27 protein-coding genes and 1 tRNA gene are annotated in these 21,509 nt (G+C 42.2%); 11 read left to right on the forward strand and 17 right to left on the reverse strand.

Annotated features, from left to right (window positions below; genetic code table 11):
- Window positions 1–31: 31 nt before the first annotated feature.
- Window positions 32–877 (reverse strand): hypothetical protein, encoded by an 846-nt coding sequence (locus tag NAQ_RS04650; protein WP_100182462.1) that lies wholly within the window; start codon window positions 875–877, stop codon window positions 32–34.
- Window positions 878–991: 114 nt separating this feature from the next.
- Here NAQ_RS04650 and NAQ_RS04655 point away from each other — a divergent pair, with 114 nt between their 5' ends.
- From NAQ_RS04655 to NAQ_RS04670, 4 genes are read left to right on the forward strand one after another with little or no spacing between them, the layout of a single operon-like run.
- Complete coding sequence (locus NAQ_RS04655; RefSeq protein WP_100182463.1) at window positions 992–1,204, forward strand: hypothetical protein; 213 nt, start codon at window positions 992–994, stop codon at window positions 1,202–1,204.
- The gene (locus tag NAQ_RS04660) at window positions 1,201–1,614 is read left to right on the forward strand and encodes an RDD family protein (RefSeq protein ID WP_100182464.1); all 414 of its coding nucleotides are present in this window, start codon (window positions 1,201–1,203) and stop codon (window positions 1,612–1,614) included. The genes NAQ_RS04655 and NAQ_RS04660 overlap by 4 nt, the downstream gene beginning before the upstream one ends.
- A gap of 4 nt (window positions 1,615–1,618) precedes the next feature.
- The gene (locus tag NAQ_RS04665) at window positions 1,619–2,215 is read left to right on the forward strand and encodes a TetR/AcrR family transcriptional regulator (RefSeq protein WP_100182465.1); all 597 of its coding nucleotides are present in this window, start codon (window positions 1,619–1,621) and stop codon (window positions 2,213–2,215) included.
- A gap of 10 nt (window positions 2,216–2,225) precedes the next feature.
- Complete coding sequence (locus NAQ_RS04670; protein ID WP_245871768.1) at window positions 2,226–2,615, forward strand: nuclear transport factor 2 family protein; 390 nt, start codon at window positions 2,226–2,228, stop codon at window positions 2,613–2,615.
- Here the strand turns inward: NAQ_RS04670 and NAQ_RS04675 are convergent.
- From NAQ_RS04675 to hsp20, 3 genes are all read right to left on the reverse strand, one after another.
- The gene (locus NAQ_RS04675; protein WP_100182466.1) at window positions 2,612–3,043 is read right to left on the reverse strand and encodes a cupin domain-containing protein; all 432 of its coding nucleotides are present in this window, start codon (window positions 3,041–3,043) and stop codon (window positions 2,612–2,614) included. The two genes, NAQ_RS04670 and NAQ_RS04675, sit on opposite strands and share 4 nt — an antisense overlap.
- 67 nt (window positions 3,044–3,110) lie before the next feature.
- Window positions 3,111–3,269 carry a hypothetical protein gene (locus NAQ_RS10105; protein WP_162858650.1) on the reverse strand — a complete coding sequence of 53 codons (159 nt, stop codon included), beginning with the start codon at window positions 3,267–3,269 and terminating at the stop codon, window positions 3,111–3,113.
- Between the two features lie 321 nt (window positions 3,270–3,590).
- Window positions 3,591–4,070: an archaeal heat shock protein Hsp20 gene (hsp20, locus tag NAQ_RS04680; protein WP_100182467.1), complete on the reverse strand. Its 480-nt coding sequence runs from the start codon at window positions 4,068–4,070 to the stop codon at window positions 3,591–3,593.
- Between the two features lie 135 nt (window positions 4,071–4,205).
- Here hsp20 and thsB point away from each other — a divergent pair, with 135 nt between their 5' ends.
- Window positions 4,206–5,843: a thermosome subunit beta gene (gene thsB / locus NAQ_RS04685; protein ID WP_100182468.1), complete on the forward strand. Its 1,638-nt coding sequence runs from the start codon at window positions 4,206–4,208 to the stop codon at window positions 5,841–5,843.
- Window positions 5,844–5,884: 41 nt separating this feature from the next.
- Here thsB and NAQ_RS10420 read toward each other — a convergent pair whose 3' ends face one another.
- The 4 genes from NAQ_RS10420 to NAQ_RS04695 all read right to left on the reverse strand — a co-directional run bounded on the left by NAQ_RS10420 (window position 5,885) and on the right by NAQ_RS04695 (window position 7,716).
- Window positions 5,885–6,019 (reverse strand): hypothetical protein, encoded by a 135-nt coding sequence (locus NAQ_RS10420; RefSeq protein ID WP_256387167.1) that lies wholly within the window; start codon window positions 6,017–6,019, stop codon window positions 5,885–5,887.
- Between the two features lie 160 nt (window positions 6,020–6,179).
- The gene (locus NAQ_RS10460) at window positions 6,180–6,647 is read right to left on the reverse strand and encodes a class I SAM-dependent methyltransferase (protein ID WP_320410638.1); all 468 of its coding nucleotides are present in this window, start codon (window positions 6,645–6,647) and stop codon (window positions 6,180–6,182) included.
- Complete coding sequence (locus tag NAQ_RS10465) at window positions 6,587–7,222, reverse strand: class I SAM-dependent methyltransferase (protein ID WP_320410636.1); 636 nt, start codon at window positions 7,220–7,222, stop codon at window positions 6,587–6,589. The genes NAQ_RS10460 and NAQ_RS10465 overlap by 61 nt, the downstream gene beginning before the upstream one ends.
- Window positions 7,223–7,281: 59 nt before the next feature.
- Window positions 7,282–7,716: a GNAT family N-acetyltransferase gene (locus NAQ_RS04695; protein ID WP_100182469.1), complete on the reverse strand. Its 435-nt coding sequence runs from the start codon at window positions 7,714–7,716 to the stop codon at window positions 7,282–7,284.
- A 51-nt stretch (window positions 7,717–7,767) separates the two neighbouring features.
- Here NAQ_RS04695 and NAQ_RS04700 point away from each other — a divergent pair, with 51 nt between their 5' ends.
- On the forward strand, window positions 7,768–8,442 hold the full coding sequence (locus NAQ_RS04700) for a phospholipase D-like domain-containing protein (RefSeq protein ID WP_245871747.1): 675 nt from the start codon (window positions 7,768–7,770) through the stop codon (window positions 8,440–8,442).
- On the opposite strand, the gene endA is transcribed toward NAQ_RS04700, so the two are convergent.
- Window positions 8,435–9,010 (reverse strand): tRNA-intron lyase, encoded by a 576-nt coding sequence (endA, locus tag NAQ_RS04705; protein WP_100182470.1) that lies wholly within the window; start codon window positions 9,008–9,010, stop codon window positions 8,435–8,437. The genes NAQ_RS04700 and endA overlap by 8 nt on opposite strands.
- A gap of 99 nt (window positions 9,011–9,109) precedes the next feature.
- Between endA and NAQ_RS04710 the strand changes: the two genes are divergently transcribed.
- Window positions 9,110–9,610, forward strand: a complete 501-nt coding sequence (locus NAQ_RS04710; RefSeq protein WP_100182471.1) for a 50S ribosomal protein L16 — start codon at window positions 9,110–9,112, stop codon at window positions 9,608–9,610.
- Here the strand turns inward: NAQ_RS04710 and NAQ_RS04715 are convergent.
- Window positions 9,607–9,870, reverse strand: a complete 264-nt coding sequence (locus NAQ_RS04715) for a hypothetical protein (RefSeq protein WP_100182472.1) — start codon at window positions 9,868–9,870, stop codon at window positions 9,607–9,609. The genes NAQ_RS04710 and NAQ_RS04715 overlap by 4 nt on opposite strands.
- 75 nt (window positions 9,871–9,945) lie before the next feature.
- On the opposite strand from NAQ_RS04715, the gene NAQ_RS04720 reads away from it, so the two are divergent.
- The 3 genes from NAQ_RS04720 (at window position 9,946) to NAQ_RS04730 (ending at window position 11,745) form a co-directional block, all read left to right on the forward strand.
- Window positions 9,946–10,019 (forward strand) — tRNA-Gly (locus NAQ_RS04720).
- 93 nt (window positions 10,020–10,112) lie between these two features.
- The gene (locus NAQ_RS04725; protein WP_100182473.1) at window positions 10,113–10,976 is read left to right on the forward strand and encodes a cation diffusion facilitator family transporter; all 864 of its coding nucleotides are present in this window, start codon (window positions 10,113–10,115) and stop codon (window positions 10,974–10,976) included.
- 97 nt (window positions 10,977–11,073) lie between these two features.
- On the forward strand, window positions 11,074–11,745 hold the full coding sequence (locus tag NAQ_RS04730; RefSeq protein WP_100182474.1) for a carbohydrate-binding protein: 672 nt from the start codon (window positions 11,074–11,076) through the stop codon (window positions 11,743–11,745).
- Here the strand turns inward: NAQ_RS04730 and NAQ_RS04735 are convergent.
- The 6 genes from NAQ_RS04735 to NAQ_RS04760 all read right to left on the reverse strand — a co-directional run bounded on the left by NAQ_RS04735 (window position 11,742) and on the right by NAQ_RS04760 (window position 17,742).
- Window positions 11,742–12,167, reverse strand: a complete 426-nt coding sequence (locus NAQ_RS04735; protein WP_100183455.1) for a hypothetical protein — start codon at window positions 12,165–12,167, stop codon at window positions 11,742–11,744. The two genes, NAQ_RS04730 and NAQ_RS04735, sit on opposite strands and share 4 nt — an antisense overlap.
- 2 nt (window positions 12,168–12,169) lie before the next feature.
- A complete protein-coding gene (locus tag NAQ_RS04740) occupies window positions 12,170–13,453 on the reverse strand; it encodes a cation:proton antiporter (RefSeq protein ID WP_100182475.1) in 1,284 nt (427 codons plus the stop codon).
- A gap of 127 nt (window positions 13,454–13,580) precedes the next feature.
- The gene (locus tag NAQ_RS10475) at window positions 13,581–13,865 is read right to left on the reverse strand and encodes a type II toxin-antitoxin system PemK/MazF family toxin (RefSeq protein WP_100182476.1); all 285 of its coding nucleotides are present in this window, start codon (window positions 13,863–13,865) and stop codon (window positions 13,581–13,583) included.
- A gap of 210 nt (window positions 13,866–14,075) precedes the next feature.
- Window positions 14,076–15,680 (reverse strand): ATP-binding protein, encoded by a 1,605-nt coding sequence (locus tag NAQ_RS04750; protein ID WP_100182477.1) that lies wholly within the window; start codon window positions 15,678–15,680, stop codon window positions 14,076–14,078.
- Window positions 15,677–16,201, reverse strand: a complete 525-nt coding sequence (locus NAQ_RS04755) for a hypothetical protein (RefSeq protein WP_100182478.1) — start codon at window positions 16,199–16,201, stop codon at window positions 15,677–15,679. Before NAQ_RS04755 ends, NAQ_RS04750 begins: the two co-directional genes overlap by 4 nt.
- Window positions 16,202–16,386: 185 nt before the next feature.
- Entirely contained in the window at window positions 16,387–17,742 is a 1,356-nt protein-coding gene (locus NAQ_RS04760) for a chemotaxis protein (RefSeq protein ID WP_245871749.1), read from the reverse strand.
- Between the two features lie 418 nt (window positions 17,743–18,160).
- Between NAQ_RS04760 and NAQ_RS04765 the strand changes: the two genes are divergently transcribed.
- Window positions 18,161–19,468: a methyl-accepting chemotaxis protein gene (locus NAQ_RS04765; protein ID WP_218192572.1), complete on the forward strand. Its 1,308-nt coding sequence runs from the start codon at window positions 18,161–18,163 to the stop codon at window positions 19,466–19,468.
- Here NAQ_RS04765 and NAQ_RS04770 read toward each other — a convergent pair.
- Complete coding sequence (locus tag NAQ_RS04770; RefSeq protein WP_100182481.1) at window positions 19,465–21,480, reverse strand: cellulose synthase family protein; 2,016 nt, start codon at window positions 21,478–21,480, stop codon at window positions 19,465–19,467. The two genes, NAQ_RS04765 and NAQ_RS04770, sit on opposite strands and share 4 nt — an antisense overlap.
- Between the last annotated feature and the right edge of the window lie 29 nt (window positions 21,481–21,509).

The following is a 21,509-nucleotide window of genomic DNA, read 5'->3' on the forward strand; positions in this document are numbered from 1 at the left end:
TCATGTCTATAAAAAAAGAAGAATGCTGAAGTCACATTCCGGCAAACTGGTAGCCTAAGAGTGATTCAAGCAGACTTGTTATCTCGGGGTTTTGTCCCACATGGAGGACTATTAGCTTGCCTTTTGTGTAAAAGTGAGGAGTATCCACCCATCGAATTATGCTAGTACCAATCTCAGTTCCATCCTCAGATACGGTGAGGCTTGATGCTACTGCATCCGATTCATCAGCAAATTCAAAGACTTGGATGTCGGATCCGCCAACAGAGATCACCTTGGTCGGCACGGAAAACAACGAGATTTCGGCTGCGAGGTCTTCTTTGTGTTGTACCAAGACTCCTCGCGACTCTATTGCATCAACCAGTGAGGCATAGTCTGTGACTGCTCCCTCAAATGGTATGACTGGCTTATCGTGGGACGGTAGTTTTGATTGTGGTTTTTTTAGCACGTATTGATGGTTTAGCTCATCCCAAGAATCATCAGTTACTGCGGAGATTACATTTCCTTCAGACACTATGATGTCCGTTTTGTGATGAGTAACGACTTGGGCCAGCATTTGTCCGGTCCTGTCTCCAAATCCAGCATTTGCAGAATCAAACGCGATTCGGATTCTGTATGATACGGGATCGGTTTCCAAGACAGCGATTTCCTCTACGTCGATTGTGTTTGGCAGTCCGTCAAACGCAAATGTTGGGCTGGTCACTATGTACCTTTGAGCAACGCCAAGGGCATCGGACTTTGCCTGCTCCTCAGGAGTCATCGGGATCATAGTCAGGGTGCTTTGTGCTGGAACAAAATATGCCCCAGCTGCGCCCGCAATGATTACTCCAATCACGGCCACAGTTATGGCAAGTTTTTTGTGTTTTAGATGTTGTGACATTTTCTTAACAGATATGGATATGGTTTGGTTATAACCTTTGATTAAATTTCATTTTAACTAAAACTGACCAGTCAGTCAGTTATATTTTTATATGGCAATGTTTGCTATCCAACAATGAATACTCAGGTGATCCACACATCCGAAATATGGATGAACAACCAATACTCAAAACCAGACCTTTTGAGATTCTACGGACCAAAGTATCCCCACTTTAGGTTTGCGTGTCCTGCATGTGGATCACTTGAGGTATTCGTCTCTTTGCGCAACGACAACACAGAAGGCAAGTGCCTTGACTGCAATCACGACTGGAATGAGCAAAGCCAATGATAGAAAATCAGCTGATCAGAGTAGCAAGTTGGAAGGACAGATTTCTGGCAGGACTAATTGACCATGCGATTCTGGCAGCAAGTGTTGCTATTCCATTGCACTTGGCAAACTATGATCCAATGATGGCTTGCCCAAGTTTGGCGCTCTATGGATATTATGTACTGGCAGAATTCAAGTACGGCCAGACACTTGGTAAAAAAATACTGCACATCAAGACTACGCGGCCAGACGGTGCAAAAATCAGTCTAAGGCAAAGCGCACTCAACAGCATTGGCAAGACGTTTTTGCTGCCAATCGACTTTGTAGTAGGCATCATATTAGTAAAGACCAGAAAACAACGCCTCTTCAACAAGCTAAGTGACACCATAGTCATAAAGACAGAAGATAAAGCATCCCAGAAACTGGACTGATATTATGCCCAAGGTCTCGCAAGAGCACAAGGACAAGATCAAACACCTCATCTTTGAGGCCGCGCTGAAGAATTTCTCAAAGTTCGGCTATTATCAGACAAAAATGGACGACATTGCAAAGTCGGCAAATGTAAGCAAGGGCACACTATACCTATATTTTCAAAGCAAAGAAGACCTTTTTTTGCACATGTGCAGGCAAAACAGACAAAACCTAATCCACGTCAGAACCGGTCTCTTCCAAGACAAGAAAAAACTCGCATCCGACCTGGGCAAGTTCTACGACGATCTGACGTCAATACAAAAAGACACAGAGCGAGCATGGCTTGAGGGAATCGCAGAATCCATAAGGAATCCAAAGCTAAAGCAGACTGTCATTTACCAGCGCGGCGAGCTTGAAGAAATTGTCACGGAATTTCTAAAACAAATGAAAAAGGATGGAGATTTTTTCAGAGACGATGTTGATTTAAAAACAATGGCAAGGGGAATAATCGCGTTGTATCACGGCCTTACCATAATGAGAATAACCAATCGCAACGATAATACCGTCAGGGATTCATGGGTAAAGACAATGCTTTCAATATTTGCAGGTGCCGAAAAATAGAGTGAATTCGATGGACATGCCCACACAAAACAAGGAACTAATCAAAAGATTTTACGAATTATTCAAAAATAGCGACCAGGCTTATCGAGACCTTTGCCACAAAGATATCGAGTGGACGACGTTGGACGGCATGCCGCATGGTGGGAGATACGTGGGAGTAAAAGCGGTTTTTGAAGGCTATTTTGTAAAAATGCTCTCGAATTTTAAAGAATTTCATGCCAATCCTGATGAGTTTGTCGGAGTTGAGGACAAGGTAATTGTTTTTGGAAGATATTATGGAGAATCAAAGTCGGGCAAAAAATTTGATGTGCCTTTTTGTCATGTCTATACAGTGCAAGATGATAAAATTTTACGATTCAAGCAGTTTACGGATACCAAAAAGATCCAAGAATCCCTCTAGGCTTTCCAGTGATGCGCACTGTCCAGCAAAACCTGGCCATACTGCTTTCCAATGTCCGATTCTGTTTCATAAGAGACTGCTCCACTAGCAAGCAATTCACTGACCTTAAAAAAGTAAAACTCTAGATCCGGAGGACTAATCACAAGAGCGTGTCCACCATTTTTGCCCACAACAAATCTGTGTGGAGCCCCTTGAGGAACAAAAATCACGTCACCTGACTTTCCCATTATAGACTTGGTATCCAGCACGAACTCATAATCTCCTTCAATAATATAGAAGATCTCTGGCCCTTTTGGATGCATGTGCAGCGCAGGTCCCAGATTAGGTGGATGAATCACATCAAGTACTGTATATCTGCCGTTTGTTTCAGATGTAAGAGCCTTGATAGTGAATTTTGCGCCGTGAAAATCAAATGGTTTGTCCTTCACAAAAGAAATTACAGATTTGACGATATATCCTTTCTAGTTTGCGGTATCTAAACCTGCAAATACAGACCTAGCTGCGCTTTAGTCCCTCATTGAGAACCTGGTTTACCAAGGCTGAAAAACTGATATGGTTGTGCTCTTTCATCATTTGGTATTGTTTTTCTTTTAGACGCTTGTTCAGATCAATATTCATTGCAATTGTGACTCGCGTCCAGTCTCGCGCACTCATCAAAAATCTACTCCATTTGAAAAATTAGAGAAAAATCGCAAATGCATAGCGGGAGATAGGGGGAGCGCTATGCATTTGCCACGCAGGCATACGGCATCGAAACGATGTTGTTTGTGCAATAGTGGTATACGTGACGGATTATGTTCTCGCAGCATTTGCAAACTCTCTCAATTGGGAATTTGCAGGATCTGCAGTTTGAGACTACTAGTTCTGCGCCACATTTCCTACAACTTTCTTCCCGCATTTTGCAACCACCTTACGCTTTGTTGGATTTTTGTTACCAGTTCCCAAGGTAGTTTTGATGCATTCATCATGTTTCACCTACTCGATCGTCACTGCTTTTCCCTTTGGTTTTTGCTCGACTAGTCTGAATGAGACTTCGAGTATTCCATTGGAGTATGTTGCTTTGGTGGAATTTTCATCGATTTTGTATTTGAGAGGCACTTGTGTTTGGTATTTTCTGTCTCCATGTTCTGCACTGATCTTTACGTGTTTGTCCTCTATCGTTACCTTGATGTCTTTTTTCTCAACTCCTGGCATTTCTGCTAGGAGTTTGAGGGTGTTGCTGTTCTTGTCGACGACTTCGTCGACAAATGGTTCTCTTACATCAGATATTGCCAAGCCTGGAATTTGTGTTCCATACTGCTTGACAAGTGGCCTCCCATCATTCCCCACTGTCACAGTGTAACCATAGAAGTATGGTTTGTTTGCAAATTTTGTTAGTCCAAAGTCGTCATCCATGTTAAAAAATCGGTCTGACAAACTTCGAAACATTTGGTCGAAATGTGTATCAAACCACATATTTGATCACTTGGTATATGTAATATACATGACATTATTTTAATTTTTCTTTGTTCAAGATAATTAAATTACATATAGAATATTTTCTTACAAAAATTTATAAATTATTTTGTTAAATTACATCCCGGTGCTTTTATGACAACACCACAAATAGTTCTTCTCAAGGAAGGAACTACACAAACAAAGGGTAATGATGCCCAAAAAAACAACATCAGCGCTGCAAAACTCATAGGCGAACTGGTTCGAACTAGCCTCGGTCCAAGAGGAATGGACAAGATGCTAGTCGACACGCTAGGAGACGTGACCATCACAAATGATGGCGCAACCATCCTCAAGGAAATCGACGTGCAGCACCCAGCTGCCAAGATGATGGTTGAGATAAGCAAAGCAACAGACACCGAGGTCGGTGACGGAACAACATCAACAGTCGTTCTTGCCGGGGCCCTGCTTGAAAAAGCAGAAGAGCTCATTGGCAAAAATGTACATCCGACCGTAGTTGTCGATGGCTTCAAAAAAGCATCCGAAAAAGCAATTGCAGAACTACAACAGATAGGCATCAAAGTCGATCCACTCGACAAGAAGCTTCTCAAAAAAATTGCAGTGACTACGCTGTCATCAAAGCTGGTCTCATCAAATTCCGATGAGCTTGCAGACATCATAGTCGATGCAGTCTTGTCTGTGGCAGAAAAAGTGGGCGACAAATACAAAGTTGACATTGACAATGTCAAACTTGAGAAAAAGGGCAGCTCCTCAATTAAGAACACAGAGCTTATCCACGGAATAGTGTTGGATAAGGAAGTAGTCCATGGTGGAATGCCAAAGAGAGTAGAGAATGCAAAAATAGCATTGCTCAACGCACCACTTGAAATAGAAAAGACAGAGTTTGATGCAAAAATAAACATCAACTCCCCAGATCAAATGCAGATCTATATCGACGAGGAAAACAAGATGCTCAAAAAGCTTGTAGACAAGATAGTAGCATCTGGTGCAAACATTGTCTTGTGCCAAAAAGGCATTGACGATATGGCCCAATACTATCTTGCAAAGGCAAACATCCTTGGTGTCAGAAGAATCAAGGAAAGCGACCTGACCAAGCTTGCAAAAGCAACAGGTGCAAGAATTGTCACCAACATCAACGAGCTGACAGACAAGGACCTCGGATCGGCAAAACTTGTCGAGGAAAGACAGGTTGAGGCTGACAAGTGGGTCTTCATCGAAGGATGCAAGAATCCAAAAGCCGTCTCTATTTTAGCACGGGGTGGCTCGCAGCGAGTTGTCGACGAAGTAGAGCGCTCCATCCATGATGCCCTCATGGCAGTAAAGGATGTGGTGGAATATCCAGTAATCCTAGTTGGTGGAGGAGCCCCAGAAGCCAGAGTTGCGGCAAAACTACGCGAATGGGCAAACTCGCTAGAAGGACGTCCACAGTTAGCAGCGCAAAAATTCGCAGAAGGTCTTGAGACAATACCTTTGGTTCTGGCAGAAAATGCCGGAATGGATCCGCTGGACACACAGGTTCAGCTCAGATCAAAGGCAACAACAGGAAAGGCAACATTTGGAATTGACGTAAGCAATGCCAGAGTTGCAGACCTAGAATCTCAAAACGTCATAGAGCCACTTGCGGTAAAAGAACAAGTGGTAAGTGCGGCTACAGAGGCCGCATGCATGATTTTGCGAATCGATGACGTCATTGCGGCATCAAAATCCTCAAGTCATGCTCCAAGTCCTGCCGGTCCACCTGGAATGGGTGGCATGGGCGGAATGGACATGTAAACCTCTTTTTTCATTTTTTTAATAAATAAAAATGAAGATTCCTAGAGAGTAGCTAGGAATGCTCCAATTCCTGCGCCAACGCCAATGCCCAGAGTGAAAAACAAAGTGTCCCAGGCAATGACCTTTTTGAATAGCGCCCTGACTTCGTAATTCCAGTGAGTTGTTTTTGTGTTCATATTTGTACAATTACAGAAAAAATTGATAAAAATCATTCAACAGGGATTATGAATTATCAGCTAAGATGTTGATTTTTACACTCATGCCAACTAGAAACTAGATAGAATTAATGCGTGTTTTTATTGGTAAAATTTTTAGCTTTTTTACTAATTTTGAATTTTAGTGTTTTGCAACATAGTAATAATTGATTGGGTCGTGATCTAGCTTCTTGACGGTAACATTTGCAAATCCAGCATCGTTGAGCATCTTAATTGCAAGCTCCTTGCCCCACATTGCCCCAAGCCCCTTTCCCCCCTGCGCAAGAGATACAGTCATGCAGTGAAGGCATGATGTAGTGTACAAAAACGGCGCAAGAGGATGATCCATGTTGTTCTCAAGCCTAGAAGAAGCCCCAATGTCCTGCATCAAAAATATGCCGTCAGTGTTTAGCGACATTCTGATGTTTTGCAGAACTTTGTCTGGGTCTGCCTGGTCATGTATTGCATCAAAGGCAGTTATGAGATCAAAGTGTTCTTTTTTGACAAAGGCAGCAACGTCTGATTTTTCAAAATGCGCATTGTGCAATCCTAGTTCTTGGGCTTCATTTTTTGCGTTTTGAATTGCCTCAGAAGAAAAATCACAGCCCAGAAACTGCTGTTTGAGAAGGTTTTTGCCATTAGATTGATGGCCCTTCCGCTACCGCAACCCACATCAAGTACGGCGATTCCTTTTTGCAGTTTTTCAATTAGTCCTGGAACTATGGGAAGAATCTTGTTTACTAGTCCGGCAAGAACAGTTTGACTGCTTTCTTCTGCCATCACAGCGTGGAATCTATTGTATGATTCGTAAGTAACGCCGCCGCCGTTTTTGAAACAATTAACAATACTATCTTCGACTTGAGCCAATGCTGGAATCCACTGCATCGATGAGGCAAAGTTGTAAAAACCAGAGTTGGTCAGAAAATCTGCTTTCTTTTTTGATAGAGAAAACAAGTTTGTTTGTGGATCATAGTCGATTATTTTAGATGTGACCATTGCCCCAAGCCATTCCCGCACGTATCTCTCATTGAGATTTGACTGTCTTGCTACATCATGGCTAGTGGACGGCGGGATTTTGGATAAAACATCAAAGAGTTTGGTTCTGTGGCCCACTGAGAGCATCAACGCCAGAGCAGACTTGTTCATCACATCCAGCATTTGGCTTTCAAACGAATCGCTTGACATTATTTTTGGCTAACATTTGGGTCTTAAAAAATAATTTCAGTATGAATGTAATTTGTAGTTCAGCTCAAGTCAAGCTTGAATGCTTTAGCATACTGGTCAAAGCCCAAATGAGAATAGAACTTGTGTGATTCCTTTCGTGCATGCCCAGATTCCAGCCGGATTCTAAAGCAGTTTTTCTTTTTTGCCACAGATATGGCGTGATTAATGAGGGCTTTGCCAATTCCCATTTTCTGATGGTTCCTAGACACTACCAGTTCTGGAACGTACATTTCCAACCTGGTTTGGTTTAGTCTTGGCATCAGAATCATGTCTATTACGCCAACCATATTAGAATCAACCGTGACTACTGTCAGCTGCTTTTTCTTGATGTATTGCAAAATTTGTTTTTCAAACATTGTTTTTTGAGATTTGGTTCTAGGTTTTGGCCTGCCAAGCTCGTACAATAACAGCAAAACATCGTCAATGTCGTTTTTTGTTGCAGCTCGAATTATCATTCTATAGTATTGTACTCTACAGTGGATAAATTTTGCACTTAAATAACATCAATGCCCAAAGAAATTGTGGCACTCAAGGATCTTTCACTGAAGCTGCAGTACCGAACTGATGTAGACAACCTAGTAACAGAGTTCTTCGTTCCGTGTCTTTCAAATGCCATAGAATACGACAGGGCAGTACAATATGTCACGCTAAAGAGCATCTCTACTTTATCATTGGGACTGCAAAACTTTGCAGACCATGACGGAAAGATACGAATCATCACAGGTCATCGTTATTCCACTACAGACTTGGACATTTTGGGTAAAATTTTCAACAAAAAAAACGGTACGTTCTCGCTTGGAGCAATACACAGTCACAAACTGGAAATTCTGCAAAGGCTAGTTCAAAAAAACAAGATTCAAATCAAAATAGCAATTCCAAGATCCGAGCATGTTGACGGTTCTTTTTCTGAGAGAATAGGAATATTTCGAGACGAACAGGGAGAAATGGTGGCATACACAGGCACATCCAATGAAACATTTAACACTGAAAACCGCAATTTTGAATCCATTGACGTCTACACATCATGGAATGATAGGCCGCGCGTAGACATCAAGATTAGCGACTTTGAGCGATTATGGAACAACGAGACAAAATACGTCCAGGTTCACGACTTTGCATATGCATACCAGAACAATCTTCTAAAATACGACTCGCACTGGGCAATAGAGACACTTAGCTAAACACAAAGCCAGACGAATCAATGTTTTTTGTGTTTTCCACAAACTTGACATTGGAAATTTTGTAGTATATCACCTCACCTCGCCTTTCAATCACGGCAAGTATTGGCTCTTTTCCCATCTTTGTGATTTCCTCGATGTTTTTTTGCAGCGTTCCCATTTTCTCCTGTTTTCCTTCGGCTAGGCCAAACACCAGATATTTTGCGCCCTTTTCCCCAAATTGTCCGCGCTCATAAACACGAAAGTCAGCCCCAAACCCAAATCCGTCTTTGACTGCATAACCACGAACCCGCAAATCGCGATAAATCAGAAATTTGGTCAGTGCGGCCTCGTCCTTTTCTGATGCAATTGATACCATCTGCTCAAAGTCGATTTTCTTTTTGCCCTTGGTCAGATCAAGTTTTTTGTAAAACAGAAAATACATTGCCTCAAACGGCTTTAGCAGGAATTTTCCCTGTCTTGTCTCGCCGTATCCCTTTGACTCTAGCTGGTTTTGCATTTCCTTGTTTTGTATAATGATGTGATCGTCAAGCAATACTCCGGCAATGTTTGGCTCCGCATCCGAACTCATTTGCAAAAAATCCCACAAATTTCCATATAAGCGTGATCAGAGGCGCAAAAGCTGCTCCATCGTTAAAATATGGGAACTTTGGGGTTTTATTGAGTCATAATGCACGGCGGATGTTACAGAATAGGAAACGGACAACCTTATGCTCGCAAAGAGTTCATCAAGGGTAAACCCCAGCCAAAAATCGCAAAATTCCAGGGCGGAAAGCGGGGCGAATACGACTTTATCGTGCAGTTGTGCTCAAACGAGAAAATGCAGATTCGCCACATGGCAATAGAATCTGCAAGACTTGCGGCAAACAAGACCCTAGAGCAGACTACCGGTGAAACAGGCTACTTTTCGGTTTTGAGAATTTATCCGCACATTCTACTTAGAGAAAACAAAATGATTGCAACTGCAGGAGCAGACAGACTTCAGGAAGGAATGAGACGCGCCTTTGGTAAAGCAGTAAGCCTTGCAGCCAGAGTTCGAGGTGGACAGTGCATAATGGAAATGCATGTCAAAAAGGACCACGTTGAGGCAGCAAAAAAAGCGCTAGTCGGCGCATGTGTAAAGCTGCCAATCACTCCAACAATCAAAGTCATGCCAGCAAAGAAAAGCTAGAGTTTTTCTAAAATTTCGTTTTTCCTACTAGACAAGATTTCTAAAAATTCCGCAAATTCTTGCGGCGTTGGATCACGCGCAAGAATTCTTCTGCTCTGATAGTAAAATGAGTTATACAGTCTGCCAATTATTATTCCGTATTTGAAATCGGTACCGGTCTTTTCTGCATCGATTGATTTTGCTATTGTGTTGATTTCAGAAGTGTTGCTTAGCGCATCAGTAATTTTCTGGTGGATTTTTTGCTCCAGCCTTTTGTCCATGCTACAATACAGTCCAAGTTGGATTAAAGGTTAAACAATTGATTTTAATAGACTCTGTTTAGTCTATTCGATCATGCGGCTGTAGTATAGCCTGGCCAGTACGCGGGATTGCCAATTCTGTGACCCGGGTTCAAATCCCGGCAGCCGCATTTGAAATTTCATCAACAATTCAAAACACATTCTACAAAAAATTACAACATCACAATTAAAAGCAGGCCTCATTTGAAGATCAGATGTAATATTTGAATAAATTAACAGTGTTTGCGGAGGCTCGCCGCGCGGCGTGGCTTTCTGTTTGGACATTATTTGGAATTGGAGTAGCCGAAGTATCCATATCGACATACACAGGAAGCCTGACGCTACTTGCAGACGGGCTTGATTCCATGGCAGATTCTCTGGTGTCGTTTATTGTGTGGTTTGGAATCAGAATGCTTCACAAGCCAAGAAGCAATCTGTTTCATTTTGGATACGCCAAGATAGAGAGCTTTGCCGCATTCATTGCAGCCATAATAATCGTAATACTTGGAATCTTTATTGTCTATCATGCATATGAAAACATACTACATCCAACAAGGGCAATAAATCCAGAAATCACGATGATCACACTGATAGCTGCCGGAAGCATTTCGCTGCATCGCGCATTTGTGGTCAGAAAAATTGCAAAAAAGCACAACCTTATTTCACTAAAGCTTGATGCAAAGAACTCCATCAAGGACGGATCCGCTTCATTTGTAGGGTTTGGAAGTGTTCTTGCGGGGTATTTCGGGGTACCCTACATGGATGCAATTGGAGGCATCATAATTGCAGGCTACATATTCTTCATGGCATATACTGCAATCAGAGAATCCACACTGGTTTTGCTTGATGCGGTCAAAAACCCAGAACTTCAAGAGACAATAACAAAATTTGTGGAAAAAGAGTTCAACGTAGAGGTGGAAGATGTACTAGTAAGGCCGCTCGGTCATGCCTTGTCAATACAGGTGCACATATTCCTGGACAGAAGCATGACTTTGGACAAGGTCAACAACATTGTCAACAAAATGCAGGATGCCGTAGGCAAGAAATTCGAGGCAGAAGAGACCCTCATAATCCCAGATCCAAGATAACACATTTGTAAAATACCAAATCAGAAAAAAGACGGTAGAAAAAACTTGCGATGAAATTTGGACATTGGTTTATTATTAATTAAAACAAATTAGGATCATGAAGGCGCACCTTGGCATTTTTGGCATGATGGTCCTTGTTATGGGCATTTTTGCCTCGCCATTATTGGCTAGCGCGCAGACCCACCAGCAAGTGGTATCAACCGACATAGGCACACTCAAGGTTGGCGTTTCCACAGAGCCTGCATCACCAAAACCAGGCGAAACATCAAAGATGAAAATCGACTTTCTAAATCCACAAAGCGGTAACATACAAGAGCACATTGACTATACTGTTCTAGTTACAAATGGTGGCAATGCTGTCTTTGGGCCAATTCCATTGACACATACATCTCTTGGCTCTGCCACAATTCCAGTCCAGTTCAAAGACGGTGAGAATAAAGTCGTAATTGAAGTACAGGGAATTTTGTTTAGACCAATTCCAACAGAAAAGGCCTCATTTTCAATCACACTGGGCGACAAATCAGCTGCTACAAAAGAATCACCGAAGGTAGCTGAAAAGTCTAAGCAAAAACAAGCAGACAAACCAAAACCAACAGAAACAAAAGACAAAAAATCAGACAAAAAAGATCTAAAGAAGGATTCCAAGAAAAAGACCGCCGATAAAGAGGAATTAAAGAAAAAAGAAACCAAGAAAGACCCTAAAAAAGACAAGAAAAAGGATACAGAAAAGAAAGCCGTGAAGAAACCAGTTAAGAAAGCAGAAATCTAGCCTTTTGCCTGCAAGCCCTTTTTGATTATGTCTAGGGCGTTTGCTATTTTTTCAGGCCTTGGAAGTTGGATCATAAACACATTGTCTTTTCCTACTTGTGAGTGAGGAGACGACAGTGCAAGCATCGACGTAGTTGCCAGCGACTCAAAAAAATCAAGCGACTCGTTTGCATATAGCAGAATTTTTTCGTCTATTCCGCCTTCAGAAAAGGTGAGTGCCATTTCCACAAAGACATTGCCTAGTCCGTTTTGCAAAATGTTGAGGTTTGTGTCAACAGACAGGGGCTTGCCAGCGACTTTGGCCATTATTTCATCAAATCTTTTTTCTGCTAGAATCACGCACGGTACTTTTGTTCCATTATAGTTAAACGAGGTAATTCCAACGTGAACCTTGTCCATTAGTTCTTTCATTTCATCGTCCATGATCATTCCTCCGCTGTCTTTGCAACAATTTTGTCACTAGCCCTAATTAAAAATGGTGAGATAAATGCCGAAATGATAGATATGATTCCTATTAGCGGGAACAAAAAGCTGCTAACCACACCAATATCTACGCCTGTTTTTACTATAACAATAGAAAATTCCCCTCGTGGGCCTGCAAGCGCAAATGCAGAACGTAGTGATTTTGCCTTGCCCTGCCGGAACAGGTATGTTCCTAGCATTGCGCCTCCAAACTTTACTATGATTGCCAAAGTAATTATTCCAAATGCCAAGAAAATGTAGTTTTGCAGCTCTGAAATGTTCATGAGTGCGCCAACAGAGACGAAAAATATTGCAACAAACATGTCCTTAATCGGACTGGACAAAATCTTGGAGACCTCGGCAGATTTTGATTCGGCAACCAATACGCCTGCCAAGAATGCGCCAATTGCGACAGAGAGTCCCACTATGTTTGCAAATAACGCATAGCCAAAACACAGACCAAGAACAGACAGCAACAGAATTTCCTTGTGCTCAGTAGCTGCCACTCTATCAATTAGTTTTGGAATTGTTCTTGTTCCAATGGTTAGTGTGCCACCAATTAGTGCGGCCGCAACTATAAGCACAGTGACTATACTCTCATAAGAGACGTTTCCTACCAGCGCAACAGATTCCAGCGTTGCAATTAGGATCACCGCTATAATGTCTTCTACAATCAGAATTCCCAACACCAGAATTGACGATTCCTTTTTTATTTTGCCAGCATCTTCTAGAATTTTGACAATTACTGCAGTACTGGTAATAGATAGAGCAGCCCCCAAAAAGAGCGAATCCATAAAATTTAGTCCAACCATTCCTGCAACATAAAAAACAATACCCAGCGTCAAGAACAACCCAATTGTTCCTGCACCGACTGCAACTTTGCCTATTGAGCGGATTTTAGAATATGGAAATTCTATTCCAATTACAAACAAAAGCAAAATCACTCCAAGTTCTGCAAAAATATTGAGCAGTCCAAGGTCTGACAACAGTCCCGCCTGCCCAAATCCCATAAAGTCCTGGCCCTCAGGCAAAAGCGAGGTCCAAATTGGAGAAAGCGGGCCAATTAGCATTCCAGCAAACAGGTATCCAATTATGAGAGGTTGTCGCATTTTGAAAAACGCCAGTGTCGCAACCGATGCCAAAATCATGATTATTGCCAAATCCGTGATAAACGAGGAATGTGGGATATCTGGCGTGACCTGTTCTATCATGGATTGGACGCCGGATTGCAGAAAATAATTTTGCATCAACTAGCCTAAAATAAAATCATTAAAATGATTTTGGGTTGAATTGTGCTAAAATCTAGTCATAACTCTAAAATGTCATTTTTGATCTTTAGAACAATCTGATCATAAAATTCATCAGTTGTTCTGGTTATTTTTTGACAATCACGTCTTGTCTAACAGTCACTATTCTTTTGCACATCACTTGTGATTTCTCTTTAAGAATATCCACAGTATCTTTAGAAGTTATTGGAAGCAAGTAGGGATCGTTTGTCTGATTGGTTGTGATACCAGTGCAAACAAAAAACCCAGTATACTGGTGGAACAACGATTTTGAGATGACCAATAGTGGTCGCCTCTTGTTTTCTGATTGATCTTGGTATTGAGGATCTGCTAAAACTATATCCTTGGGATGAATTTCAAATTTTGAAACCAAGCGCTAGATTTTCACAAAGCCTATTTCATAACTGTTTTTGCCAGAGAATCTAGATCATTTTCAGCTTGTTCAATTGGCTCATTTTCTGAGATTTCGAGAGAAACTATGCGTTTCTGAACTTTTGTAGTTGTGGCCATGGTTTACTTTTACCTTCATTAGTAATAAACACTTGTAGATATAAAACACATTCTGATGTTTGTGTCGTATGTTTTAGATTACCGAGATTGTTTTTGCCAGGATTTTGACTTTTTCTGATTCCGGCTCATCAAGCTTGCGCTCTGTGTACTTGTTGCTAAAGTAGAGCAAGTCAATTACCTTGGATTTGTCCACATTTACTATGGTAGCTAGGTTTGACTGTGGGATGCTGGTGTTTGTTATGATGATTAGCTTGTCCACAAATGCCGATGATTTTACCACATTGGAGATTATCTCAAAGTTCTTTGCATGATTGTCGTTCATGACTACGGCGATTCCTATTTTTGTGCCAAATGGATCGGAATACACCACGTCAAAGGAAGGGTTTTGCTTTGCCGATTTTGAGACGTTTCCTATTTCATGCGCATAGTTTACCAGGTTTGCGATTGCTTGCTTTACTTGGTCCTGGGTGGCTCCTGCAGTTCTTTTTATTTTGATAAACTCAGAGATTGGCACCTCCATAATGCTTCCTTTGATTTTTAGTCCCGGATAGGTGTGTTTGATGGTTTCATCAATTACTGCCTCTGTTATTTCAGATGCGCCTAGCTCCGAGCCTTGCTCTATTGCATGGTTCAGTATGTTTATGATAGAGCGGACGTTTCGGAATTCCGGGAATTCATCGCATAACACTCGAATCTTTGCTGCCAAGTCGTGCTGTTCTTTTTTGTTAAATCGCTCTGTTTTGTCAGCTTCCTTGATGTATTCAATTGCAATCTCGATTAGCTCGTCTACTGAGTTTGCGCCTGCAAGATCAATTTTGTAGTTTGCCTTTTCCAGCCTGTCAAAGACTGATGGGTTTGCCCTTTGTATGTCCAGGTATAATGATGGCGTTGTAATTAGTAACAAGACAGATGCCGGAATGTGAGCGTTTATGAGTGATTTTACAAATTCCAGTGAGCTTTCTTGCGCATCAAGCTCATCCAGCTCAAAAAGCGTTACTTTGCCCAATAGATTATGGAAGAACTTGCATACTGCTGCCAGTCGTCCGTGAAGATCGTCCAGATTTGTCACCTTGTCAAACGAGTTGGAAATTATATTTTGTATTACGGCCGATTCATGCTGTGAATAGTGAGCGCCCAGATAGATGCGCAGAATCTCTTGCGAGATGGTGTTCTTGTCATAAATGATGTCTTCAGCCTTTTGTTTTATGGTGATTCCCTTTAGTCTGTCCAGAAATCCATAGCCAAGTGCCTTTTTTGCCAGTGCGTCTCCCTTTTGTGCTCGCTCACAGATCTGCATCAGGAACTTTGCTCGCAGCTCTGAGAACATTTCACGACTAAATCCGCGTATTATGGCAGAATAGATGCTCTCGTTGGTCTTTGGCGATATTGTGGACAAGTCAACATATGCAGTGACAATGTCCTGTCTTGTCTTTAGCGTCTTGATGTGCAATGCAAGATGAGTCTTGCCAGAGCCCACATCCTGCACTACCGTGATTAGCCTAAAGTCATTTTCATCAGAATTTCTTCGCGATGTTTGCTTGTACAGATCAGAGATGCATTCTACTATCGAGTGTTTTGCCTCTTGGTGTTTTGTTCCACCCAAAATCTTGGCATCCTGCTCAGTAGGTGTTGGGCTGCTAGGATATGGGTTGGATTTTAGGCCGTATGGGTATGTCATAGTCGTCTAATGTATCCATGTAGCATTCCGCGCACATGGATTCCCTCCACACCACCTGTCGACATCTCATATTTTGTCGGGTTTTGTTCTATTATTGCAGATACCTCGGAATAGAATTTTTCCTGTGTAATGTCCAAGATTTGGCAAACTTTGGCCCGCACATCTGCCAGTGGAACCCATCCCAAGGATGATGAGATTTCTGATATGCGTTTATCAAAATGAATCTTAAAGTCGGCAGTATTTTCTGACTTTGCCGGGATTTGCGAGATTTTTGCCTCTAAATTGTTGACTAGTCTTGCTAGAATCTTGAATTTTGGGTCGTTTTGTGACACATGGGACAAATAATTATCCTTACTCCACACATAGTGCGCAACGCCCTTGTTGTCCACTATTACTTTATCCTCTTTTGCAAGCTCGCTTATTGTATTTTCACAGTCTGCGCCAAAAATCTTCTTTAGTTCCGCCTTTTTTATTCCGCAGATTCCTGATGATTCAACTTTCTCAAGAATCTGGGAATTCATGTGCTAGAATCCCTAAAATTTTTTTTAATGGGAAAGGTCGACTTGTATTACTATTTTGTGAATAATAATTACCTAGGCTGCACCAAGAATTATTAGGCATTATGTCACAACTTCGCTTGCAGGGTGATGATTAGGTCATCTGAATTTTATGTAGAATGAGACCTGGGGTATCTGACTGCTCTAAATCAGCTTAAGCCAAGCTCTTTTCGTATTTCGTCCACGCCGCGTATCCCAAAAATGTCGCGCACTTGATTGATGCGAATGTTTTCCTTGACTAGCTCTTTGCCAAGCTTGTTTATCAGAACATTAAACAAATCAGAGAATCTTATTTCCCACTTGTCAGCACAGTCAAGCATTTTTGATATTGCCCACTGGCGGACCTCTTGCGGCAGCGAGATTTTATCCTGAGACTCGATTGCCACCTTGTCAAATAGATTGACAATGTCTGATGTTTGCTCTGCCATTTTCTCAATGTCTTTTAGTTCGCCATATTTTGATTCTGACAAAATTCGAATGTTTGACTGGAACTCTGATAGTTTCAGTAATGCAATTACCTCCTTTGATGCAGTAGATGAGGACTTGGTTGTGGCGCTTTTGATGTGCTGTACTTCTTGGACTAGATGGTCTGCCTTTTTGTGGAACTCGGATGATGCGGCATCTGCTCTCTTTAGCAGCTCCGATATTGAAGAGATTTTTTGGTCAATTGTGTTTGTCTTGCCAAGGATGTGGTCCTTAAACGATGCAAGGTCAGACTGGACTGATTTTACTCCCTCGCCGACAAACGCAGTCGAGTCCGCCCTTTTGACTAGCGAGCCAATCTCTGATTCGATTTTGGCAATTTCCCCGCTAAGATGAGTGATGGATTCAGTCTTTGCCATGTTTGTCACAAGCTCGTTTTGCAGTGATACCAGGCTTGCCTTTAGTTGAGGAATCTCGGATTCTAGGCTGGATTTTGACGAGTTTTCAAACAATGCGTGTAGTTTTTCTTTGATTGCATCTAGTTCTGATTCAATGTTGGATGTCTTGTCTGCCTTGGACGATATATTGACTAGATCGTCTTTTATGGTATCTATTCTCTGGGCAATCTTGATTATCATGTGGGTGTTGTTTTGAATCGAGTTTTGGCTGTCCGATACTGCCTTCATTATTTCCTCTGGTGCAGGCGCATTCTTTTGGGTCTGGACTAGCTTGTTTACCTGTTCTTGAAGCTTGTTTGCATGCTCACCAACACTTGTTATCATACTTGCCTGTGCCCGCACCTGATTTAGTCCAGCATAGAGCCGCTGGTTGTCCTCTTCTATGAGGTTTAGCTGCTTTGATTGCTTTTGGATCTGCTCAAGTGTATCAATTAGGGTATCGATCATCCCCTTCATCGACAGGAGAACCTTTTGGTTGTCGGAGAAGACCTTTGCCATTGATTTGATTTCTTTGGATAATGATTTAGTAGAATCAGAGACTGCCGCCACTTTTTTTGCCAGATTAGCAGTATCTCTTTTTGTCAGTGATTTTTCTGCAGTTTTTGGAGTTTTCCTCGTAGACACTGATTTTATCAGGTCTCAAAGATACTAAAGTTTGGAGCTAAAATAAGGTGAACCACTTGAACACCCATTTTTGCGCCAATCAGAGATTTGCTGTTTCAAAAATATAAAAAAGAGCAGCTACTCGTTGACCAGTTCTGGGCCATGGAGTATCTCATGGAGTGTTTTTTCGGTCAGTCCAGTCATGGATTCGACGAACTGTTTTGTGCAATATTCGCATGCAATCATATAGTACGGTACCAGTACCGTACTAATAATACTGTGGTTATGTCATAATTACTCGTGCCTAGTACGCACAAAATCACGAACAAATCCCGCAAAATCATACGTTCATAGTAAACACACTTGAGCCTATAATCCAAAGTTGCAGACCAAGACTAGCATGTGGAATCGTATCTCGCTTAATTGGAAGTTACAGTTGTTGTTCAATGCGATCGCCATAGTTTCAGTATTGGTAATATCGCTAGGCAATTTCAACATCGCAAGCCAGCTTGTAGAAAATTCTGGTGACGAGAGTCTGAAGGGCCACCTCTCAGAGATGGCCACGCAGGCATTGATTTTAGGGATAACAGTAAACGCAGTCGTAGGCGTTTTTGCGTATTTTATGGCACGCAGAATAACAAAGCCAATCATCAAGGCAACAGAGATTGCCACGCAGATAAGCCAGGGGGATCTGTCAGTCACAGTACAAGAATCCAAGTCCAAAGACGAGATAGGCAAGCTGCTTTATGCAGAAAAACAAATGGTCTCCAATCTAAGAAACATAATATCCGAAGTAAACAATTCATCGCAGTCGGTTTTTGCAAGCGCACAGCAGATTGCAGCGTCCGGAACCGAGATGAACTCGTCAATCCAACAAATTGCGGCAACAGTTGACCAAGTGGCAAAGGGTTCAGAATCCCAAGCACAAGGACTCAACAAGTCAAAGCAAATCGTAGATGAGCTGTCAAAAACAATTAACGAATTATCAAAGGATGCAGTAGAATCAGTTGAAGAGGCAAATCGCGTAGGAATACTATCAGAAAAAGGATCAGAGGCAGCAAAGGAAGCAGGTGAGAGAATGAACAACATTATTCGAGTCACAAACAGTTCTGCAGAAAAAGTGCGACAGCTGGCGCAAAAAACAAGCGAAATCACCGCGGTTTTGACTGTAATTAGAGACATTGCAGACCAAACAAACCTTTTGGCACTAAATGCCGCAATAGAGGCAGCCCGTGCCGGAGAGTCCGGGCGTGGGTTTGCAGTAGTGGCTGACGAGGTAAGGCGCCTAGCAGAAAGCTCATCCAAATCTTCTGAAGAAATCGATTCAAAGCTAAAACAAATCCACGAGGACGCACAAATGGTAGTCGAGGATATTGAGGTCTCCTCAAACGAGGTAAATCAAGGCAAGATGGTAATTGAATCCTCACTAAAGTCGCTTGACGAGATAGCATCCCATGTTAAAAATGTCTCAGACAAGATCAAGCACCTATCAAACACAGCACAGCAAGAAGTAATCAAAGTAAACGAAGTGTCCGCTCATGCAATAGAAATCTCTGCAGTAGCAGAACAAAATGCATCGGCTACCGAAGAGACATCTGCTGCAGTAGAACAGCAAACTGCACATACCCAAGAAATCGCAGCTACGGCAAACCAAATGTCTGCCCTGGCAGAACAGCTTCAAGGTTTGATTTCTAAATTCAAGCTAAGCTCCGAGGAACAAAAAGAGATCTCGCCAGTACAGGCCTAGACGTCTTCTGACTTGTCGTATGCCTTGAGCTGGTCCTTCTTTCTTTTGAGTACTGCAAATATTCCAAGGATTGCAGCAATCCAAATTGAGCTAAACACAATATTTGAAAAACTAGCATACATGTACGGGGTTGCATCCATGATGTTTTGTCGTATCTGAATTGCTCTTAGGTGCAGATCAGACATGGCAGTGCTGTATTCAACTGAGCTCTTTGGCTGGTTTTGTATTGCTTCTACAGATTCTATTAGGGAATCAACGTCTTCTTGGATTCGTCCAAAGTCAGTAGTGTCTGTCGGGAAGATCCAGACAGGATTGCCTTCCTTTGGAAGTTGCGTCTTTATTGCGTTAAGATCCTGCAGCATTTGTTGTGGATTTCCTCCTGTTGCGATTCTGTCCAGATAGCCGCGTGACAAGTCCAAGGGATACACATCGCTTTGGTATCCCTGATATGCCATGTATGCGCCAAAGGTGATTATTGCAAACATGCCGACTAGTGCCATCTGGTAGTAATTGTCCGCCATTTTTTCTGCTTTTGATCTTGGCCTCTCTGATTTATTTCTTTTAAATCTGGAATGCGACAGGCTCTGATACGCAACATACGCAAAACCAATTGTTGGGATTGCAATTATTGGCGCAAAGATTGGGTTTTTGGAAAATATCGCAATCAGTATTCCCATTATACCATATACTGCAAAAAATATCTCAAGTAGCGTTGTCTTGGTAAATGGCAAATTGTATGCCTTGTCACGCCAGTCATCAGTGTTCTTTATGATTCCGTATTTTGGCGTGCGCAAAAACTCATTCTTTTTGCCAAGCAACCCGTCAAAGACTGCCACCGTATTATTCACAGACAAGCCTGCGGAATAGATGAGCAGAAATGGCATGACCTTTGCCTTTTGCTTCCAGTTTTGGCCCCACAAATTGTAAATCACGACCAGATATGCAAATGGCCCCATCGCAAGATATGCCGCAATGGTTAACGCCGGCACGAACTTGAGTACATGAAGGTTAAAGTTTGCAGCCAAAAGTATTGGTAGCGCCAAAAATTGTATCAACAACAATGGATAGCCAATGTGGCGAGTAAGCTGGACAAACGCCTGGATCTTTGCCTCTATTGGGATGTGCCGCTTTATGACAATGTCGCCAAGCAGTTTTACCGCACACTGGATTGCGCCCTTTGCCCACCGGAATTGCTGCCTTTTTGCAGCATTCATCTGGACGGGCAGCTCCGCATCAACTACAATGTCTTCGATGAAGACGCACTTCCATCCCTTCATCTGCGCCCTATAGCTCAGATCAAGGTCTTCAACCAGCGTGGCAGTGTGCCATCCCCCAGCATCCTCAATGCAGTCTCTCTTCCAGATTCCCGCAGTTCCATTGAAATTCATGTACATTGAAGAGTTGCTCTTTGCCTTTTGTTCGACTAGAAAATGAAAGTCAAGGCTTAGTGCCTGCGCCTGGGTCATTGCAGAATAGTTCTCATTTACATGCCCCCACCTGCACTGGACTAGGCCGATGTTGGGTTTGGCAAAATACGGCATTGCCTTTTTGAGGAACCATTCCGGCGGAATAAAGTCAGCATCAAAGATTGCGACATATTCCGTGTCGGTAAGGGTCATTGCATATTTGAGTGCCCCTGCCTTGTACCCCTTTCTTGTTCCGCGTCTAATGTGGACAATGTCATAGCCATCTCTTTTGTAGTTGTTTATCTGATCATACAAGAGATTTGTAGTGTCATCGTCAGAATCATCAAGGACCATTATCTTCATTTTGTCCTTTGGATAGTCCATTGCGCAAACTGCGTCTACCAGCCTTGCCGCAACATATTTTTCATTGTATAGTGGCAGTTGTATGGTAATCGATGGCGTGCCGATCTTTTTTATCTGGTACTTGTCCTTTCTTCGGATTGCCAGAATCGCAAGATAGTAAAAGTTGAACGTGTATGCAGTCAGCAAGATTGCTGAAATAATGAAAATATCAAAGACAAACACTGTAAACGGGTTTACTGCCATTACAAGTCACCCCAGTGCAGGGTATTTAC

Source organism: Candidatus Nitrosotenuis aquarius (genome assembly GCF_002787055.1).
Lineage (GTDB): Archaea > Thermoproteota > Nitrososphaeria > Nitrososphaerales > Nitrosopumilaceae > Nitrosotenuis > Nitrosotenuis aquarius.

Coding starts and splice junctions, on each gene's coding strand:
- NAQ_RS04650 (WP_100182462.1), bottom strand. CDS start 877: ATGTCACAACATCTAAAACACAAAAAACTTGCCATAACTGTGGCCGTG.
- NAQ_RS04655 (WP_100182463.1), top strand. CDS start 992: ATGAATACTCAGGTGATCCACACATCCGAAATATGGATGAACAACCAA.
- NAQ_RS04660 (WP_100182464.1), top strand. CDS start 1,201: ATGATAGAAAATCAGCTGATCAGAGTAGCAAGTTGGAAGGACAGATTT.
- NAQ_RS04665 (WP_100182465.1), top strand. CDS start 1,619: ATGCCCAAGGTCTCGCAAGAGCACAAGGACAAGATCAAACACCTCATC.
- NAQ_RS04670 (WP_245871768.1), top strand. CDS start 2,226: ATGGACATGCCCACACAAAACAAGGAACTAATCAAAAGATTTTACGAA.
- NAQ_RS10105 (WP_162858650.1), bottom strand. CDS start 3,269: ATGAGTGCGCGAGACTGGACGCGAGTCACAATTGCAATGAATATTGAT.
- hsp20 (WP_100182467.1), bottom strand. CDS start 4,070: ATGTGGTTTGATACACATTTCGACCAAATGTTTCGAAGTTTGTCAGAC.
- thsB (WP_100182468.1), top strand. CDS start 4,206: ATGACAACACCACAAATAGTTCTTCTCAAGGAAGGAACTACACAAACA.
- NAQ_RS10420 (WP_256387167.1), bottom strand. CDS start 6,019: ATGAACACAAAAACAACTCACTGGAATTACGAAGTCAGGGCGCTATTC.
- NAQ_RS10465 (WP_320410636.1), bottom strand. CDS start 7,222: ATGTCAAGCGATTCGTTTGAAAGCCAAATGCTGGATGTGATGAACAAG.
- NAQ_RS04695 (WP_100182469.1), bottom strand. CDS start 7,716: ATGATAATTCGAGCTGCAACAAAAAACGACATTGACGATGTTTTGCTG.
- NAQ_RS04700 (WP_245871747.1), top strand. CDS start 7,768: ATGCCCAAAGAAATTGTGGCACTCAAGGATCTTTCACTGAAGCTGCAG.
- endA (WP_100182470.1), bottom strand. CDS start 9,010: ATGAGTTCGGATGCGGAGCCAAACATTGCCGGAGTATTGCTTGACGAT.
- NAQ_RS04710 (WP_100182471.1), top strand. CDS start 9,110: ATGCACGGCGGATGTTACAGAATAGGAAACGGACAACCTTATGCTCGC.
- NAQ_RS04715 (WP_100182472.1), bottom strand. CDS start 9,870: ATGGACAAAAGGCTGGAGCAAAAAATCCACCAGAAAATTACTGATGCG.
- NAQ_RS04730 (WP_100182474.1), top strand. CDS start 11,074: ATGAAGGCGCACCTTGGCATTTTTGGCATGATGGTCCTTGTTATGGGC.
- NAQ_RS04735 (WP_100183455.1), bottom strand. CDS start 12,167: ATGGACGATGAAATGAAAGAACTAATGGACAAGGTTCACGTTGGAATT.
- NAQ_RS04740 (WP_100182475.1), bottom strand. CDS start 13,453: ATGCAAAATTATTTTCTGCAATCCGGCGTCCAATCCATGATAGAACAG.
- NAQ_RS04750 (WP_100182477.1), bottom strand. CDS start 15,680: ATGACATACCCATACGGCCTAAAATCCAACCCATATCCTAGCAGCCCA.
- NAQ_RS04755 (WP_100182478.1), bottom strand. CDS start 16,201: ATGAATTCCCAGATTCTTGAGAAAGTTGAATCATCAGGAATCTGCGGA.
- NAQ_RS04770 (WP_100182481.1), bottom strand. CDS start 21,480: ATGGCAGTAAACCCGTTTACAGTGTTTGTCTTTGATATTTTCATTATT.